This is a genomic window from Mesorhizobium comanense (assembly GCF_005503535.1).
Classification (GTDB): Bacteria; Pseudomonadota; Alphaproteobacteria; order Rhizobiales; family Rhizobiaceae; genus Mesorhizobium; species Mesorhizobium comanense.
Genome location: NZ_SCNN01000012.1, coordinates 59,997 through 74,065 on the forward strand (window position 1 = coordinate 59,997; position 14,069 = coordinate 74,065).

Consider the following 14,069-nt stretch of genomic DNA (forward strand, 5'->3'; position numbering starts at 1 on the left):
CTCTCGCCAGCGCCGCGGTGTTCGGCTACACCTCCGGCCGGAGACCGCGACATGGCTGAACCAGACACCAGAAAAACCATCGTGCTGACCGGCGCCAGCCGGGGCATCGGCCATGCCACGGTCAAGCGCTTTTCGCGCGAAGGCTGGCGCGTCATCACCTGCTCCCGCCAGGCCTTTGCCGAGGATTGCCCGTGGCCCGCCGGACCGGAAGACCATATCAAGGTCGATCTCGCCGATCAGGAGGATGTCGGCATCGCGGTGTCGGAAATCCGCCACCGGCTGGAGGCGCATGGCGGCCATCTCCATGCGCTCGTCAACAATGCCGGCATTTCGCCCAAGCTCAAGGACGGCAATGGCCGCATGAATTCGATCGACACGCCGATGCATGTCTGGCGCGACGTGTTCCAGGTCAATTTCTTCGCGCCGATCATGCTGGCACGAGGCCTGTTCAAGGAGCTGGCGGCGGCGAAGGGCTCGATCGTCAACGTCACCTCGATCGCCGGCACGAGGGTGCATCCCTTCGCCGGCACGGCCTATGCGACTTCCAAGGCGGCGCTCGGCTCGCTGACACGCGAGATGGCGCATGATTTCGGCCCGCACGGCATCCGCGTCAACGCGATCGCGCCGGGCGAGATCGACACCGCGATCCTGTCGCCCGGTACGGACAAGATCGTCGAAACGATCCCGCTGAGGAGGCTGGGCACCACGGCCGAGGTCGCCGACATCATCTATTTCCTGTGTTCGCCGCAGTCGTCCTACGTGTCCGGCTCGGAAATCCACATCAATGGCGGCCAGCACGTCTGAGCCGGCCGGGCTCAGCTTGAGGACACGCTTCAAGTCATGGTCAGCACGGCCTTGCCGCTGAAGCTGCGCCGGCGCAGCGCCTCCAGCGCCTGAGCGATCTCCGTCCACGGCACGGTCAGGGCTATGCGGGTTTCGAGCCGGCCAGCCGAGACCAGGGCAAGCAGCGAAGCGATGTCGGCGCCGATGCTGGGTCCGGACGCGTAATAGGCGAAGGTCTGAAGCCTCGCGCCCTCGTGGCCCGGAACGAACTGGCGGAATCCAACCGGCGTGAGCTCGCCACTGCTCGAACCGAACATGACGATGGTGCCGCCCGGGGCCACCCGTTCGATCGCCTGCGCGAGGCTCTGGCCGCCAACCGATTCGGTGATGAGCGAGAATGGCCCGGTGGCCAGCTCGATCGACTCGACGACCTGCCCGGCTCCCAGCGCGCGAAGATCCTCCCTGTGACGCGCGGCGGCCACCGCGGTGACCAAGCCGCCCTGCTCGCGGGCGATCTGGACCTGGAAACGGCCGACCGCACCGCTCGCACCGGTGATCAGCACCTCCCGGCCGGCAAGCTCACCGCCATGGCGCAAAGTTCTCAGCGCCGTCGTGCCCGCGACCGGAAGCGTGGCGGCAGCGGCGAAACCGACGTCATCCGGCACGACGGTGAGGCGGTCCGTCGGCACGGCGACACGTTCGGCCCAGCCACCCTGGTCCACCAGGGCCGCGACCCGCGTGCCGATGGCTGGCCCGGAACCATCGGCCGCCATTTTCTCGACCACGCCGGCAATGTCCTGACCGGGGATGAACCCATCCGGACGGATGGCGATCAGGCGCAGTTCGCCGCGATTCAACGAGGTGGCGTGGACCGAGACAACTGCCTCGTTGGCGAGCGGCCTCGGCTCATCGAAATCTGCCAGGATCAGGCCACCGTTGCTGCCTGGGGACGTCATGAGGGCGAGCATTCGATTTATCTCCTGCTGTTGCGCGGCGCACGAGCGGTGCGCGCCATTTCTGCACGGCAGGAAACTATCGATTTCGAGGGTCGAAGAATTTAGCTATGATAGCTTCCTATCGCTAAAAGAAGTCAAAATGCGGCAACCGCTCCGATATCCCTGGGTCAATTTCGAAGTCGACCAGATCGACGCGGCGGCCATCGCCGTGCGTGTCGACGTTACCGAGACACGCGCGGAGGTCGCCGCTCATTTGCATCGCAAGGGACAACTCGTGTTCGCCCTCGGTGGTGGCGTAACATGCCGTGTGCCGAGCGGACTGTGGATGGTACCGCCTCATTGCGGGGTGTGGATTCCCGGGGCCATGGAGCACAGCAATATCGCCACGGCCAATGCCCGTATCTTCTTCGTCTATATCGAGCCGGGAGCCGCCGAATTGCCCGACCGCTGCTGCACGCTTTCGATTTCGCCGCTGCTGCGCGAACTGATCATCGACCTGTCCGACAGTTTGCAGGACGACCCGCAAAGAGATGAACTCCTGGCCAGGATCTTGCTCAACGAGCTGCCCCGCATGCCCGTGCAGCAGCTGCATCTGCCGATCTCATCGGAGCCTCGGCTCCGAAGGATCGCCGACGCGCTGGCGCAGGACCCGGCCGACCGCAGCACGCTTGCCGAATGGGCCGACCGCGTCGCGCTCAGCGAAAGCAGCCTCGCCCGCCTGGTCGTCAGGGAGACAGGGTTGAGCTTCGGGCGGTGGCGCCAGCAGCTGCACCTGATCGTCGCCATTCGCGAACTGGCTTCCGGGGCCTCCGTGCAGCAGGTCTCCGGCGATCTCGGCTACGGTTCCGTCACGGCCTTCATCACCATGTTCAAGAAGGCGCTGGGGAAGCCTCCGGCCAAGTATCTGGGCAGCATCGCCCAGAATGGAGGCTCCGCCTTCGTGGCGTAGCAGGTTCAGGTGGCGGAGGGTTCGGCGGCTTCCGGCTTGTTGCCCAGCACTTCCTCGACAATGCCGCGCGCTATCTCGCGCTCGCCCATGATCACCGTGTTGGCGCCAAGCCCCTTCAGATGCTCGACCTCGGCATCGGAATGGGCGCGGGCCACGACGTTGATGGCAGGATTGGCGGCGCGTGCGCGCAGCACGATCTGGCCGGCCTCGAAGGCATTGGGGATGGCAAGGATCAGCCGTCTGGCGCCTTCCGGATTGGCGGCCGCGAACACTTCGGCATTGGCGGCATTGCCGGCAACCGTCTCGATGCCGTCGGCCTTCAGCCGCGCCAGCGTCTTGTCGGCATCCTCGATGGCGAGGAAGGATTGCCCGGCTTCTTTCAGCGCCGCGCCGACGAGGCTGCCGACCCGGCCGTAGCCGATCAGGATGGCATGGCCGGTGAGCGCCGTCCTGGGAGGCGGACCGTCCTCCTTCCTGGATGTCGCGGCGACCGACGCCACCTGACCTGGTGACGTCGCCGGACCGACAGGCTTTGCGTCCGCGGGTGGTGCTGCCTTGGCGGCGCGGGCCTCAAGCCATGGCTTCATCCAGTCGATGATGAGGAACATCAGCGGGTTGAGCAGGATCGAGAGGATGGCGCCGGCAAGGATCAGGTCTCGGCCCTGTTCGGGCAGCAGTTTCAGCCCGACGCCGAGCTCGGCCAGGATGAAGGAAAATTCGCCGATCTGCGCAAGGCTTGCCGAAATCATCAGCGCCGTCGCCAGGGGGTATCCGAAGGCGATGACGATGACGAAGGCGGCAAGGGACTTGCCGATGATGATGATGGCCAGCGTCGCCAGGATAGGCAGGCCATTGCTGACCAGGCTGAACGGGTCGAACAGCATGCCGACCGACACGAAGAACAGCACGGAGAAAGCGTCGCGCAGCGGCAGGGATTCTTCGGCCGCGCGGTGGCTGAGCTCGGATTCGCTCATGATCATGCCGGCGAAGAAGGCGCCCAGCGCCAGCGAGACGCCGAACAGCTTGGCCGCGCCGAATGCCACGCCGAGCGCGATGGCCAGAACCGACAGCCGGAACAGCTCGCGCGAACCGGTGTGGGCCACGTAGTGCAGGATCCAGGGAATGACCCGCCGGCCGACCACCAGCATGACGACGACGAAGGCGACAACCTTGGCCAGCGTGATACCGACGACACCCCAGATGCCGTAGCTGGCCGGCAGCGACAGAAGGCCGCTAGAATGCGCATCCGCCTGTTCCTGGCCGCCAAGTACGCCGGCGAGCGCCGGCAGCAGCACCAGCGCCAGCACCATGGCCAGATCCTCGACGATCAGCCAGCCGACCGCGATACGGCCGCGTTCGGTTTCGATCAGCCGGCGTTCCTGCAGGGCGCGCAGCAGCACCACGGTGGAGGCGACCGACAGTGCCAGGCCGAAGACCAGGCCGGCGCCCATCGTCCAGCCGAGCATCCAGGAAAGTCCGACGCCGAGCAGCGTGGCAAAACCGATCTGCACGATGGCCCCGGGCACGGCGATCGCCCGCACGGACAGCAGATCCTTGAGGGAGAAATGCAGGCCGACGCCGAACATAAGCAGGATGACGCCGATTTCGGCCAGTTCATTGGCAAGGCCCGCATCGGCGACGAAACCGGGCGTATTCGGCCCGACCAGCACGCCGGCTACGAGATAGCCGACCAGTGGCGGAATTCGGAAGCGATTGGCAAGAGCGCCAAAGACGAAAGCCAGCCCCAGACCGGCGACGATGGTGGCGATAAGGGGCGTGTCATGCGGCATTGTCTATGGAGCGCCTTTCAAGCTAGCGATGTCGGATGTGCGCCGCCCGAAGCCGCCGCCTTTTTGCAATATGGTGGATGGCATGACGATGATGCAACCCGCAGAAGCGCGAAAATCGTCGCGGGGGGCCATAAAATGCACGACCGGCGGCCAGAGAGGCCGCCGGTTCAAGGATCGCGGCAGGCACGGACCTCGCCGGTTTGCCCGGCGCTTGTAGTCAGGCCGCCCGCAACAGGGTCTCGATCTCGAAGACCGCGTGGTTCGTCAGGGTCTTGGGAATTTCCGCCGCGACCTTGTCCTCGACCTCCTTGTGCAGTTTCTTGCGCATGGCGCCCAGCACCAGCGGCGGCGCGACGAGCACGAGGCTGTCGAACGCGCCCCGGTGCGCGAGCTTATAAAGTTTCGCTGCGATCTCCTCGGCGAAACGCTCCTTGCCGATGCGGTGCCAGTCGGTGTCCTCGACCGCGCTGCGGTGCGCTGATGGGCCGTCATTGTGCCGGCCCGGGCTGTCGCTTCCCTGATCGCGCGTGGGCGGGTTCTCCTGCTCCATCACCTGCACGACTTCCAGATTGGGAAACTTGTTGTCGCCGGCATTCTTCAGGAAGAGCGCCTTTTCCCCGTCGGCAACCATGACCCAGATGCCGTGCTTGAGATTGATCGTGTTCATGAAAGCGCTCCTTCTTCGGGCTGATGGATATGTCGGAACGCGTTTGCATCCGCTAACGTTCCAGGCAGCGGAGCGAGGTCGCCACGGCATGCCATCAAGCCGGTAAATCGGCTGAGGGGCGGGGCACGGCTTTAATCTATTAAATTAGTAGAATTTAGAAAAAACTGTTTTGCCGAATGGGGCAGCAACAGCTAAAACCATCTGAAATCAAGGGCCGTCTCGGCCCTACTGGCTGCGCCCTAGGCGCGCTCGTGGAATTTTTTTCTCCTGCCTTTCGCGGTTGCGAAAAAGCGATTGCCTGCCATCACAGGATGCGCGAGTGCTTTGCTTCTGGTTTTTCGCGCCCCGGCGTAAAACTGCCAGACTGTTCCCGGATTGCTTTCCAGATGTCGCCAGCCAATGCCAAGCTCAACGCCTTTCCCGTCTTCATGCGGGTCGAGGGCGAAGCCGTGGCCATCGTCGGCGGCGGCGCCGAGGCCCTCGCCAAGGCAAGACTGGTCGGCCAGTCGAGCGCGGCGCTACGCATCATAACCCCGACGATCGAGCCGGAGCTGTCGGCCTTCGTTGCCGAGGCTGGCGTCCGCCACGTCGCGGCGGCCTATGAAGCCTCGCATCTGGAAGGCGCGGTGATGGTGTTTGCCGCCAGCGGCGATGAGGAACTCGACCGCCGCGTGGCCTTAGATGCGCGCAGGCTGGGTATTCCGGTCAATGCGGTGGACCGGCCGGAACTTTGCGATTTCTTCACCCCGGCGCTGGTCAATCGTGCTCCGGTCGCCATCGCCATCGGCACCGAGGGGGCAGGGCCCGTGCTTGCCCAGATGCTGCGTGGCCGTATCGACCAGATGCTGTCGCCGTCGCTTGGGTCGCTCGCCGCGCTTGCGGCATCGCTGCGCGCCGCCGCCGAGAAGATTTTGCCGAAGGGAAATGCCCGCCGCCGGTTCTGGAACAGTTTCTTCCAGGGTGGTCCGGCGCGTGCCGTCGAGGCCGGCGAGCTTGGACGGGCGCATGACGCCGCCGTTGATCTATTGCTATCCAGCGCGCCCGCTGCTGGCCACGTCGCCCTGGTGGGCGCAGGTCCAGGCGCCGAGGATCTTTTGACGTTGCGGGCGCATCGCCTGCTGATGGAAGCCGACGTCATCGTTCATGATGCGCTGGTGCCGGAGGCGGTGGTTGCCATGGGCCGCCGCGATGCCGAACGCTTGCCGGTCGGCAAGCGCAAGGGCTGCCATACCAAGAGCCAGGCCGAGATCAACGCGTTGCTGGTCGAACTCGGCCGCCAGGGCAAGCGTGTCGTGCGGCTGAAGTCCGGTGATCCGCTGGTGTTTGGCAGGGCCGGCGAGGAAATGGCGGCGCTGCGCGATGCCGGCATCGCCTATGAAGTGGTTCCGGGCGTCACCGCCGCCTTTGCCGCCGCCGCCGATTTCGAATTGCCGCTGACACTGCGCGGCGTTTCGTCTTCCATGGTGTTCACCACCGGTCACGATCTTAAGGGCAATTCCTTGCCGGACTGGGCCAAGCTTGCCATTTCGGGCGCTACCGTCGCCGTCTATATGGGCCGCTCGGTCGCCGCCGAAGTCGCCGGCCGCCTGATCGAGGCCGGCCTGTCGCCAGATACGGCGGTCGCCATTGTCGAGAATGCCAGCCTCGGCCATCGCCGCCGTTTCCATGGCACGCTTGCCGATCTGCCGTCGCTGGAAGCGCGCGCCGATCTTTCCGGCCCTGTCATGACCATTATCGGCGACGCCGTCGCCGGCGCCAATTTCGAGCGGTCAGAGCCGCTGGCGGCATATCGGCGGGAAGATGCCATCACTGCCGCTGAAGGAGCCCAATCATGAAGATACTGACCGCCAATCGTCTCGGCGATGGCATCGCCGTCTGGTATGCCGATGGCGGTTGGGCCGAGACGGTGGACCAGGCCGACCTTGCCCATGACAAGGCGGCCGAGGATCAGCTGGAGGCGATCGGTGCCAAGGCCTATGCCGACAATGAGGTGGTCGACGTCAATCTGATCGATGCGGAAGTCGTGAACGGCGTGGTCGAGCCGGTGCGGCTGCGCGAGAAAATCCGCGCCGCCGGTCCGACCATCCGGGGCGATCTGGGCAAGCAGGCCGAACGGGCGGCATAGCCGGGACAGCAAATGAAAGCGGGCGGACGCGCCCTGAAAGACGAAGCATGTACCGTTACGATGAGTTCGATCACGATTTTGTCCAGGCCCGCGTCGCCGAGTTCAGCGACCAGGTCCAGCGCCGGCTGTCCGGCGAGATATCCGAAGACCAGTTCCGGCCGCTCAGGCTGATGAACGGCGTCTATCTGCAGCTGCATGCCTATATGCTGCGCATCGCCGTGCCCTACGGCACGCTGAACAGCAAGCAGCTGCGCATGCTGGGCCACATCGCGCGCAAATACGACAAGGGCTACGGCCACTTCACCACCCGCCAGAATATCCAGTTCAACTGGCCGGCGCTGTCGGATATTCCGGCGATCCTGGCCGATCTCGCCAGCGTCGAGATGCACGCCATCCAGACCAGCGGCAATTGCATCCGCAACGTCACCGCCGACCATTTCGCGGGGGCGGCCGCCGACGAGGCCGCCGACCCGCGCCCCTACGCGGAAATCCTGCGCCAGTGGTCGTCAGTGCATCCGGAATTCTCGTTCCTGCCCAGAAAATTCAAGATCGCGGTGACGGGAGCCGAACGCGACCGCGCCGCCATCCAGACCCACGACATCGGCCTGCACCTGAAGAAGAACGCCGCCGGCGAACTCGGTTTCGCCGTCTATATCGGCGGCGGCCAGGGTCGCACGCCAATGGTTGCGAGGAAGATCCGTGACTTCCTGCCGGAAGCAGACCTTCTGTCCTACTGCACGGCGATCCTGCGCGTTTACAACCTCTACGGCCGCCGCGACAACAAGTACAAGGCACGCATCAAGATCCTCGTGCATGAGACCGGCGTCGAGGAGATCACACGCCAGGTCGAGGCCGAGTGGCAGGAACTGAAGGACGCCGAGCTGAAGCTGCCGGACGCCGACATCCGCGCCATCGAGGCGTATTTCGCGCCGCCTGACCTCAGCGACCGGCCGGAAGGCGACGAGGCGGTCAAGCTGGCGCGGCTGGATTCCAAGGGCTTCTCGGAGTGGCTCGACCAGAATGTGGTCACGCACCGCCATCCCGACTACGCCGCGGTAACGATTTCGCTGAAAGGCATCGGCGAGGTTCCCGGCGATGCGTCGGACAGCCAGATGGAGGCGGTCGCCGACATCGCCGAGAAATACGCTTTCGACGAGCTTCGCGTCAGCCATGAGCAGAACCTGATCCTGCCGCATGTGGCGCGCGCCGACCTCAAGGCGGTGTATGATGCACTGGTCGAGATCGGACTGGCGACGGCCAATTCCAATCTGATCTCGGACATCATCTCGTGCCCGGGCCTCGACTATTGCGCGCTGGCGACCGCGCGCTCGATCCCGATCGCGCAGGAGATTTCGCAACGCTTCGCCTCGCTGGAGCGGCAGCGCGAGATCGGCGAGCTGAAGCTGAAGATCTCCGGGTGCATCAATGCCTGCGGCCACCACCATGTCGGCCATATCGGCATTCTCGGCGTCGAGAAAAAGGGTTCCGAGCTCTATCAGGTAACGCTCGGCGGATCGGCCGACGAGAACACGTCGGTCGGCGAGATCATTGGCCGAGGCTTCTCCTCGGAAGAGATCACCGACGCCATCGAGACGATCGTCGACACCTATCTCGGCCTTCGGCTCAACCCGCAGGAAATATTCATCGACGCCTACCGCCGTGTCGGTCCCGCGCCGTTCAAGGAGGCGCTCTATGCTGGCGAAGCCAAGGCCGCTTGACCGGATCGCCGATGCCGAGGACGGCGCCGCGGCAAAGGCGGCGGGGCTCGATGCGCTGTATGGTCATCTGAAGCCGCTCGAGATCATCGAGCGCGCGGCCAACGAACTGTTCCGCGACGAGATCGCGGCCGTGTCGTCCTTCGGCGCGGATTCCGCCGTGCTCCTGCATATGATCGCCGAGGTCGACCGGTCGCTGCCGGTCATCTTCCTCGACACCGGCAAGCATTTCGACGAGACGCTCGGCTACCGCGACGCGCTTGTCGCCGATTTCGGCCTGACCAACATACGGGTGATCAAGCCCGAGGAGGCGGCGCTGGAACGGATAGACCCGACCGGCAGTCTGCACCAGACCGACACCGACGCCTGCTGCGAGGTGCGCAAGGTCGAGCCCCTGGCGCGAGGGGTGGCCCCTTTCCGTGCCTGGCTGACTGGCCGCAAGCGTTTCCAGGCTTCGACGCGGGCAGCTCTTCCTGTGTTCGAAGCGGTCGGTCCGCGCATCCGCATCAATCCGCTGGCCCATTGGACGACATCGGACCAGGCCGACTACATGCGCGCGCATGCGCTGCGCGAGAATCCGCTGGTCGCCTACGGCTATCTGTCGATCGGCTGTTTCCCATGCACGCAGCCGGTGCAGCCGGGCGAGGACGCACGCAGCGGCCGCTGGGCCGGTCATGCCAAGACCGAGTGCGGCATTCATCTGTCGGGGCTGGAGAAGTCGCTGACCGACGCATCCCTTTAGAATATGATGATGTTCAGGTGAGGCCGGCCTACAAATAGCAGCTTCCCGCGCTTCCGGTGCTCACGTACTTCAAGTACGCTCTGCCCCGGTTCTCGCAAGCCGCCTTTTTCGGCGCAGCCTGACCTGAATCTCAACACATCCTTGGCTCGTTTGAATATCTAGGAACTTTTCTTGATGGCTGAACCAACGACACCGGAGACCCGGCTCTGGACCCCGCAGGGTTTTCGCGAGGATGAATGGGCGCATGCCGAAAGCGCCGAGGCGCTTACGGGCAATGGCCGCTTCATCCTGCCGTTGCAGGCATTTCTCGACCTTGACCCGGAAGTCCGCCGGTCGGCCAAGGAACGGCTCGGCGTTCTTTTGCAGCCCGGCGACCAGTTGGAGAAGATCGCAGATTTACTCGACCAGCTTTCGCTGGTGGCGCTGGTCTTTCCGGCCTTCAGCGACGGGCGCTCCTTCTCCAAGGCTGAACTGCTGCGCAGCCGCTACCATTTCGAGGGCGCCGTTCGCGCCACGGGCCAAGTGCTGGTCGACCCGCTGCCGCATATGCTGCGGCTGGGCTTCGACGAGTTCGAGATTTCGAACCCGGTGCTGCTGAAGCGTCTGGAAGAGGGCCGCACCGGCGGGTTGGGGCTCTATTACCAGCCGGCCGCCGTGACGGAGCCGAAAGGGCCGAAATACTCCTGGCGGCGCATTCGAGGCAGCTGACGCAGCGGCAATCCGGCGTCTCTTTACATCGCTTGCGATCGGGCCTTCTCTGATCATCCGGATGGAAATCCGCTTGATGATCGGGGAGGGTCTTCATGCGCTACGACTATGTCATTGCCGGCGGCGGGTCCGCCGGTTGTACGCTCGCCGCCCGGCTTTCCGAAGATCCATCGAAAACGGTTTGCCTGATCGAGGCCGGTGGCGAGGGCAGGAATCTGCTCATCCGCGCCCCGGCCGGTATCATCGCATTGTTGCCCGGCCGGCCCAAGATCAGCAACTGGGCCTTCGAGACCGTGCCGCAAACGGGCTTGAACGGCCGCAAGGGTTATCAGCCGCGCGGCAAGGCGCTTGGCGGCTCCAGCGCCATCAATGCCATGCTCTACGTCAGGGGACATCGCGCCGACTATGACGAATGGGCCGCGCTCGGCTGCGACGGATGGTCGTGGGACGAGGTTCTGCCTTACTTCCGGCGCGCGGAAGGCAACCAGCGGGGCAGCGATGCCCTGCACGGCGGCGATGGTCCTTTGCGGGTGGCCGAACAGCGGGAACCACGGGCGCTGTCGAAGGCCTTCGTCGAAGCCTGCGGCGAAAACCAGATCCGCCGCAACGATGATTTCAACGGGCCGGAGCAGGAAGGCGCCGGCCTCTACCAGGTCACGCAGTTCTGGGGCGAACGCCGCGGCGGCGAACGCTGCTCGGCGGCATCGGCCTATCTGCAACCGGCCGCGAGCCGGCCGAACCTGACCGTCATCACCGGAGCGCATGCCACCGGCATCGTCCTCGACGGCAAGCGGGCGACGGGCATGCGCTACCGCAAGGGCAACAGCGAGGCCGTCGCGCAAGCCGCGCGCGAGGTCATCGTCTGCGGTGGCGCTTTCGGCTCGCCGCATCTGTTGCTGCTGTCCGGTATCGGTCCCGCCGCCGAACTTGCCGCGCACGGCATTGCCGTCGCGCACGATTTGCCCGGCGTCGGCAAGAACCTGCAGGATCATCTCGATTTCATCCTGGGCTGGACGTCGAAGGATGCCGACATGATGGGCATTGGCCTGCGTGGCCTGCCTGCCCTGCTGCGGCATATGTGGCGGTGGCGCAGGGATGGCGGCGGCATGATCGCCACGCCGTACGCGGAAGGCGGAGCCTTCCTCAAATCCGACCCGGCGATCGACCGGCCCGACCTGCAACTGCATTTCTGCATCGCCATCGTCGACGATCACGGCCGCAAGCTGCATATGGGATACGGCTTTTCCTGCCATGTCTGCGTGCTCAGGCCGCATGCGCGCGGTGAGGTCGGGCTGGCGAGCGCGGATCCGCTGGCGCCGCCACGCATCGATCCACGCTTCCTGTCGGATGAACGGGATGCCGGCCTGCTGCTCAGGGGTGTCCGGATGATGCGCGGCATTCTGGAGGCGCCGGCGCTGGCCAGATATCGCCACAAGGAAATCTACACCGCCGGCGCTTCGACGGACGCGGAGCTGATGGCCCATATCCGGGCCCGCGCCGACACGATCTATCACCCGGTCGGCACCTGCAAGATGGGCATTGACGAAATGGCGGTGGTCGATGCGCAACTGCGGGTGCGCGGCATGCAGGCCCTGCGCGTCGTCGACGCTTCGGTGATGCCGAGGCTGGTCGGTGGCAACACCAATGCGCCGACCATCATGATCGCGGAGAAAGCGGCCGACATGATCAAGGCGGTTGGCTGACGCGGTTCTGGTCGAGCCAGTCTTGGTTTTTTCTGGTTGATCGAAGACCATGTTCAGCCGCTTCGGCAGGTTTTTATCAAAACTGGTCGTACCAATTGTACGATTTGAGCTTTTCCTTTTCCCGTCTTGCCCTTAGGATAAGGCTATTATTTCGTATCTCGAAATAAATAGCCGCAAGGGGAGGAACCGGAATGGCTGGCAAGAAGATACTGATGCTCGTTGGCGAGTTCAGCGAGGAATACGAGATTTTCGTTTTCGAGCAGGCCATGCATGCGGTCGGCCACACCGTCCACGTCGTGTGTCCGGACAAGAAGGCGGGCGATGTTCTGAAGACATCGTTGCACGACTTCGAGGGGCACCAGACCTATACCGAGAAACTCGGTCACGACTACATCCTCAACAAGACCTTCGCCGAAGTCGACCCGGCCAAGTATGATGCGGTCTATGCGGCCGGTGGGCGCGGGCCGGAGTATATCCGCATCGACAAACGGGTGCAGGCGCTGGTGCGGCATTTCCACGAGGCCGGCAAACCGATCTTCACCATCTGTCATGGCGTGCAGATCCTGATCGCGGTCGACGGCGTGGTGCGGGGAAGGGAAGTGGCCGCACTTCACTATTGCGAGCCGGAAGTGACGCTCGCCGGCGGCACCTATATCGACGTCGCGGCGACCGGCGCCCATGTCGACGGCAATTTGGTCTCGGCCAAGGGATGGCCGGGCCTGTCGAACTTTATCCGTGAATGCCTGAAGGTGCTGGGCACGGAGATTCGCCACGGCGAAATCCTGATGCGCGACGAGCGCCAGGCGGCCTGACAGATATTCTTGGCAGACACCGCCGCGCCATTGGCGCGGCGGCCCGTTTCAGGCCGCCATCCGCGCTTCGCGGAACGATACCAGTTTGCGGCGGCTTTCATCCCAGAGCGCCAGCTTGACGCAGCGCAGGCTGTCGAGAAGCGTGACGCGGCCGATGCCGCGCAACTCGGGATAGTCCCTCAGCACTTCCTGAAGCCGGTAGCCCGGTACCTTTGCGGAGAGGTGATGGACGTGATGGACGCCGATATTGCCGGTAAACCAGTTCAAGAGCGGCGGCAGATCGTAATAGGAAGATCCATGCAGGGCGGCGTGCTGGAATTCCCAGTCGTCATCCTTCGCCCACTCCGTTTCCTCGAACTGGTGCTGGACGTAGAACAGCCAGACGCCGGCCGAACCGGCGAGGATGACGATCGGCAGATGGACGATGAGGAACGCGCCGGGTCCGATCGCCCAGACAAGCACCGCCGCCGCAAGCGCGATGGCGAGGTTGGTGGTCATCGACGACACCCAGGGCGTCAGACCTGCACGCATCATGCCGACCGGCAGCCTTTGCGAGAAGATGAAAAGCCAGATCGGACCGAGGCCGAACATCACCAGCGGATGGCGGTAGAGCCGATAGGCAAGGCGGCCACGCCATGACATCCGGCGATATTCGGCAACGGTCAGCGTCCTGATGTCGCCCATGCCGCGTTCGTCGAGATTGCCGGCACTGGCGTGATGCACGGCATGCGCCCGCCGCCAGCAGTCATAAGGCGTCAGCGTCAGCACACCGAGCGCGCGTCCGATCCAATCGTCGGCATGACGGTTTGCGAAGAAGGAACCGTGGCCGCAATCGTGCTGGATCATGAAGATCCGCACCAGAAAGCCGGCGGCCGGCAGGATGAGGATCAGTCCCCACCAATGGCCATAGGCATAGGCGGTCGCCGACATGGCCCACAGCGTGACGAACGGAATGAGAGTGATGGCCAGTTCGATGGCGCTGCGGCGTCTGTCCGGCTTCTTGTAGCGCGCCAGAATCTTCAGCCAGGCGCGCTTGCTGTTGGCGGCCGTGTCGGGGGAAATCATGTTCATCAGGAACAATAGGCGGAGGCGCGTGCCCACCGCAAGCGAGTATCACAC

At 64.3% G+C, this 14,069-nt stretch carries 13 protein-coding genes; 9 read left to right on the forward strand and 4 right to left on the reverse strand.

The genetic code is table 11. The annotated features are described in order from the left end of the window. Positions 1–51: 51 nt before the first annotated feature. Positions 52–804 (forward strand): SDR family NAD(P)-dependent oxidoreductase, encoded by a 753-nt coding sequence (locus FFS37_RS20435; protein ID WP_137932778.1) that lies wholly within the window; start codon positions 52–54, stop codon positions 802–804. 29 nt (positions 805–833) lie between these two features. Here the strand turns inward: FFS37_RS20435 and FFS37_RS20440 are convergent, their stop codons facing one another. Beyond that, positions 834–1,751 (reverse strand): zinc-binding dehydrogenase, encoded by a 918-nt coding sequence (locus tag FFS37_RS20440; protein WP_137932779.1) that lies wholly within the window; start codon positions 1,749–1,751, stop codon positions 834–836. 127 nt (positions 1,752–1,878) lie between these two features. Here FFS37_RS20440 and FFS37_RS20445 point away from each other — a divergent pair, with 127 nt between their 5' ends. Continuing rightward, positions 1,879–2,688: an AraC family transcriptional regulator gene (locus tag FFS37_RS20445; RefSeq protein WP_137932780.1), complete on the forward strand. Its 810-nt coding sequence runs from the start codon at positions 1,879–1,881 to the stop codon at positions 2,686–2,688. 5 nt (positions 2,689–2,693) lie between these two features. Here the strand turns inward: FFS37_RS20445 and FFS37_RS20450 are convergent, their stop codons facing one another. After that, the gene (locus FFS37_RS20450) at positions 2,694–4,478 is read right to left on the reverse strand and encodes a cation:proton antiporter domain-containing protein (protein WP_137932781.1); all 1,785 of its coding nucleotides are present in this window, start codon (positions 4,476–4,478) and stop codon (positions 2,694–2,696) included. Between the two features lie 217 nt (positions 4,479–4,695). Further along, positions 4,696–5,145, reverse strand: a complete 450-nt coding sequence (locus tag FFS37_RS20455) for a baeRF12 domain-containing protein (protein ID WP_137932782.1) — start codon at positions 5,143–5,145, stop codon at positions 4,696–4,698. A 386-nt stretch (positions 5,146–5,531) separates the two neighbouring features. Between FFS37_RS20455 and cysG the strand changes: the two genes are divergently transcribed. The 7 genes from cysG (at position 5,532) to FFS37_RS20490 (ending at position 12,950) form a co-directional block, all read left to right on the forward strand. Beyond that, entirely contained in the window at positions 5,532–6,980 is a 1,449-nt protein-coding gene (cysG, locus tag FFS37_RS20460; RefSeq protein WP_137932783.1) for a siroheme synthase CysG, read from the forward strand. Beyond that, complete coding sequence (locus tag FFS37_RS20465) at positions 6,977–7,270, forward strand: DUF2849 domain-containing protein (protein WP_137932784.1); 294 nt, start codon at positions 6,977–6,979, stop codon at positions 7,268–7,270. The genes cysG and FFS37_RS20465 overlap by 4 nt, the downstream gene beginning before the upstream one ends. 47 nt (positions 7,271–7,317) lie before the next feature. After that, on the forward strand, positions 7,318–8,988 hold the full coding sequence (locus FFS37_RS20470; RefSeq protein WP_137932785.1) for a nitrite/sulfite reductase: 1,671 nt from the start codon (positions 7,318–7,320) through the stop codon (positions 8,986–8,988). Continuing rightward, positions 8,963–9,727, forward strand: coding sequence for a phosphoadenylyl-sulfate reductase (locus FFS37_RS20475; RefSeq protein ID WP_137932786.1), 765 nt, complete (start codon positions 8,963–8,965; stop codon positions 9,725–9,727). Before FFS37_RS20470 ends, FFS37_RS20475 begins: the two co-directional genes overlap by 26 nt. 174 nt (positions 9,728–9,901) lie before the next feature. Further along, positions 9,902–10,435: a DUF934 domain-containing protein gene (locus FFS37_RS20480; RefSeq protein WP_137932787.1), complete on the forward strand. Its 534-nt coding sequence runs from the start codon at positions 9,902–9,904 to the stop codon at positions 10,433–10,435. A gap of 95 nt (positions 10,436–10,530) precedes the next feature. Further along, positions 10,531–12,138 carry a GMC family oxidoreductase gene (locus FFS37_RS20485; protein ID WP_137932788.1) on the forward strand — a complete coding sequence of 536 codons (1,608 nt, stop codon included), beginning with the start codon at positions 10,531–10,533 and terminating at the stop codon, positions 12,136–12,138. Positions 12,139–12,329: 191 nt separating this feature from the next. Further along, positions 12,330–12,950, forward strand: coding sequence for a DJ-1/PfpI family protein (locus tag FFS37_RS20490; protein WP_137932789.1), 621 nt, complete (start codon positions 12,330–12,332; stop codon positions 12,948–12,950). 48 nt (positions 12,951–12,998) lie between these two features. Here FFS37_RS20490 and FFS37_RS20495 read toward each other — a convergent pair whose 3' ends face one another. Then, the gene (locus FFS37_RS20495; RefSeq protein ID WP_137932790.1) at positions 12,999–14,021 is read right to left on the reverse strand and encodes a fatty acid desaturase; all 1,023 of its coding nucleotides are present in this window, start codon (positions 14,019–14,021) and stop codon (positions 12,999–13,001) included. Positions 14,022–14,069: the final 48 nt, after the last annotated feature.

What these genes read in the sequence shown, in the direction of transcription:
- FFS37_RS20440 (WP_137932779.1), bottom strand. Translation starts at nt 1,751, where the DNA reads ATGCTCGCCCTCATGACGTCCCCAGGCAGCAACGGTGGCCTGATCCTG.
- FFS37_RS20475 (WP_137932786.1), top strand. Translation starts at nt 8,963, where the DNA reads ATGCTGGCGAAGCCAAGGCCGCTTGACCGGATCGCCGATGCCGAGGAC.
- FFS37_RS20455 (WP_137932782.1), bottom strand. Translation starts at nt 5,145, where the DNA reads ATGAACACGATCAATCTCAAGCACGGCATCTGGGTCATGGTTGCCGAC.
- FFS37_RS20495 (WP_137932790.1), bottom strand. Translation starts at nt 14,021, where the DNA reads ATGAACATGATTTCCCCCGACACGGCCGCCAACAGCAAGCGCGCCTGG.
- FFS37_RS20470 (WP_137932785.1), top strand. Translation starts at nt 7,318, where the DNA reads ATGTACCGTTACGATGAGTTCGATCACGATTTTGTCCAGGCCCGCGTC.
- FFS37_RS20435 (WP_137932778.1), top strand. Translation starts at nt 52, where the DNA reads ATGGCTGAACCAGACACCAGAAAAACCATCGTGCTGACCGGCGCCAGC.
- FFS37_RS20485 (WP_137932788.1), top strand. Translation starts at nt 10,531, where the DNA reads ATGCGCTACGACTATGTCATTGCCGGCGGCGGGTCCGCCGGTTGTACG.
- FFS37_RS20465 (WP_137932784.1), top strand. Translation starts at nt 6,977, where the DNA reads ATGAAGATACTGACCGCCAATCGTCTCGGCGATGGCATCGCCGTCTGG.
- FFS37_RS20490 (WP_137932789.1), top strand. Translation starts at nt 12,330, where the DNA reads ATGGCTGGCAAGAAGATACTGATGCTCGTTGGCGAGTTCAGCGAGGAA.
- FFS37_RS20480 (WP_137932787.1), top strand. Translation starts at nt 9,902, where the DNA reads ATGGCTGAACCAACGACACCGGAGACCCGGCTCTGGACCCCGCAGGGT.
- cysG (WP_137932783.1), top strand. Translation starts at nt 5,532, where the DNA reads ATGTCGCCAGCCAATGCCAAGCTCAACGCCTTTCCCGTCTTCATGCGG.
- FFS37_RS20450 (WP_137932781.1), bottom strand. Translation starts at nt 4,478, where the DNA reads ATGCCGCATGACACGCCCCTTATCGCCACCATCGTCGCCGGTCTGGGG.
- FFS37_RS20445 (WP_137932780.1), top strand. Translation starts at nt 1,879, where the DNA reads ATGCGGCAACCGCTCCGATATCCCTGGGTCAATTTCGAAGTCGACCAG.